Source organism: Okeania sp. SIO3I5, from assembly GCF_010672085.1.
Classification (GTDB): domain Bacteria; phylum Cyanobacteriota; class Cyanobacteriia; order Cyanobacteriales; family Microcoleaceae; genus Trichodesmium.
This window is the reverse complement of record NZ_JAAHHT010000463.1, coordinates 1-2,899: the sequence shown is the minus strand read 5'-3', so window position 1 is coordinate 2,899 and position 2,899 is coordinate 1. Positions and strand designations below refer to the sequence as shown.

Below are 2,899 nucleotides of genomic sequence, written 5' to 3'. Positions count from 1 at the left end.
GATGACGCCATAACACCATTGAGTAGGATTCACACATATTCAATGGTGCCCTGCGACGGATTGTTAAATGCCTTTCATCGTCTAAATTTTTGCCGTCTAACGCACCCTACTAGACTACTTTTTTATTCGTTATTATAACCATTATTCAGTCAGCAATTTGCAAAGCATTTCAGCAATTTCAGTTTTTTATTGAATAGGTAAAAGGTTTGCCATCTGTTAATTGATATATCCCACATTCCGCACTTCATAATGTAGTACGAAAAGATACATGAACGATAATCAAAATTTTAGCCAACAAATTAATAGATAGAACATAAAAAAGTGAGTGGCACAACTATTGTTGGTGAATCAGGGAGTTCTGTTGGCAGCAGAAAATACAGGAGCAACTACACTCCCATTGAGAGCATCAATCAATTTTTTCAATTCAAGTATTGCGATCGCGAAAAATTGCGTCAACAGTATCGCTTATCCGCAGCGTATCACAGATAATATTTTTGACAACAAGAGGGTAAAAACTGTAAAATCAAGCTCCGTTCTTCTGTGAGATTAACTACTTTTTGAGATTGATTTATTGTCAACAAATGCACCCCTTGAAAGCATTGAAATATCCATTTTAATGTGGGAGTATTTGTCGGCTTTCCTAACTGGTTTTTGAGGAGATTACTGGTTCTTTTTAAAGTATTTCTTAACTCTCTTTGTCCGAGATTATATACTAATAAACATATTGACATAACAAATAATATTGTCTCTACTATGCATAGGTTTTTCCACAAAAAAACTATCAGCAAAAAAATGTGGGTCTTTGAGGAATCTAAAACCTCTTTCACAAGCCTGCTGATTTTTATAGTTCCACAGTATTTCTGGACTTTTAATTTCTGAATTTGACTCAATATTAGTCCCCAGAATAAATCGACCTGCCACTAAAGTTCTTCAATAATCTCTGAGACTCTTGGTTGAATTTTTATGTGATGATGATAGACTATAGACTGTTTATTCAAAATTTTTTCCTTGATTTCTAAAGATTCCACATTCCATAATTTCAGTTTTTTGTTGATAGATTTTAAGTAATTTTGAGCTTGAGTAACTGTATCAAATCCGGTTGTTTCTAATTTTTTAGCTAACTTTAATGCTGTCTTTTTTTCTTGCTCAATTTTCGACTCTAACTTCTGGATGTCACTTTTTTTTCTGGATTCACTTTCAACAATTAACCATCTTTGTTTTATACCAGCATTTCTGGACTTTTTGCTCCAACCATTTATATCCTTTTTCTTGAAGCACCTTAGTTATTTCTTGAATTTCTGGGTCTGTTTCCAGGGAAAATTTTACTTTTTCCAGGTCTAATTTAATTACTTCTTTAGCTTTTTTTAAAGTCATTGGAACTCGAGTCTACCATTTTAAATTAGAGATTAATTTCAGATTCTCTTGACTATATAGGGCACTATCACAGACCATAATACTATCTAGTTTTATCTGTTTTTTCACCTCGGTTAAAATTTCACCAAATACTGCTTTATCTGATTCATTGCCATCAGCAGTTCTCATAAACAATGGTATTCCACTATCACTACTAACAACTAAATCTAATACACATTGTTTTAAATCTGGTCGATGGTCACGGGAGTATCCCTTTGTAATCAATATCGGTTTTTGTTCATAATTTTCTGTAGATTCAATTTGATTGTATTCTCCATGTTGCAGGAAATGAAGTGGCATCTAGGTGAGCATATTTAGTCTCAATATTAAACTTTTTGATAACTAATAATCCTATTTCTATAAATAAATTTGTTAAGCCTAATTTATAAATTTCATCCATTACTCTACCGATTTTATCATCGTTTAAATATTCACACTTAGTACCTGTTCCTAATAATTTTTCTACTGCTTTATCTTCAAAGAATTGACTAAACAAATATAACGGACGTGATATCATGCCTAACCCATTCAGAATTAAAGCTTTAACTATTTGTCCGGTAGTAATTTTTTCTCGATTATCTACTCCTAATTTTTGGTTAATTATTTCCACTATTCCTATCTCATCAATTAGTCCTGCAACTATTCCTAAGTGGTCGATATTTTTAACTGTTATTTCTTCTATTAAAGACATTTTTTTGACTGAATAATAACGCAATCATCAGCTTTATGATCTCACTTACAGTCAATAAACACTATAAGTAATTCTACTTAATTAAATACACAAGTTTTATGTAACCTGTTGTGATACAATTTGAAGTGCGGAATGTGGGATAATAGATAGAGGTAATAATGTTAAGGGGGATGAGCAAAGGACTAAGAAACTCCTAATGTCATGCGCTGTCACCAAGATAATAGTAATGAACTACGAGATCAAACCGGAAGTACAGTGCTTAACTTTGTAACTTTAGAAAAATTCCCAAGTTAAGAAATTTGTGTAGCGATGGTGGAGATGTTCTTAACTTTTCGAGAGCTGAAGTTTAGATTGGGAATGGCTTTAGGGAATTACTGGTGCTAAATTCTTAACTTTTTTCTTAAAATTGTAAACTTTGGTGGTGTTAAAGGTGAAAAATTGGCATTTTAGATAAAGTATTAACGATTAACAAAGGAGTTAAACATGGAAGGTTTTGTCAATAACCAAGACATCACTATCAAGCTCAGCAATAAAAATGCTGGCAACCAGTATATTGTAGTTTTTCAGAAGCCATTTAATGTCGATGAGATGTACGATACCCTCTTCCCAACTGCTTGGAAATTAATCCCATTGGGGAATGGCGGAGAGGTAACAATCACATACCCAATGATGATTCAGATTATGGTTAAAGAAAGTGTACCTGTTTATGATGCACAAAACCGAGGTACTATCAAGGAAAGTAATTTAGGGCAAATGTGGGAGTTCTTCATTAAGGATAAGTTTAATCTACTAGAG

General features: G+C 32.8%; 1 protein-coding gene and 1 pseudogene. One reads left to right on the top strand and one right to left on the bottom strand.

Features of this window, described 5'->3' with window-relative positions; genetic code table 11:
- Nucleotides 1–479: 479 nt before the first annotated feature.
- Nucleotides 480–2,104, bottom strand: a pseudogene (locus F6K40_RS39635) (IS1634 family transposase).
- Between the two features lie 483 nt (nucleotides 2,105–2,587).
- On the opposite strand from F6K40_RS39635, the gene F6K40_RS39630 reads away from it, so the two are divergent.
- On the top strand, nucleotides 2,588–2,899 hold a 312-nt coding region (locus F6K40_RS39630), incomplete at its 3' end, for a hypothetical protein (protein ID WP_293145639.1).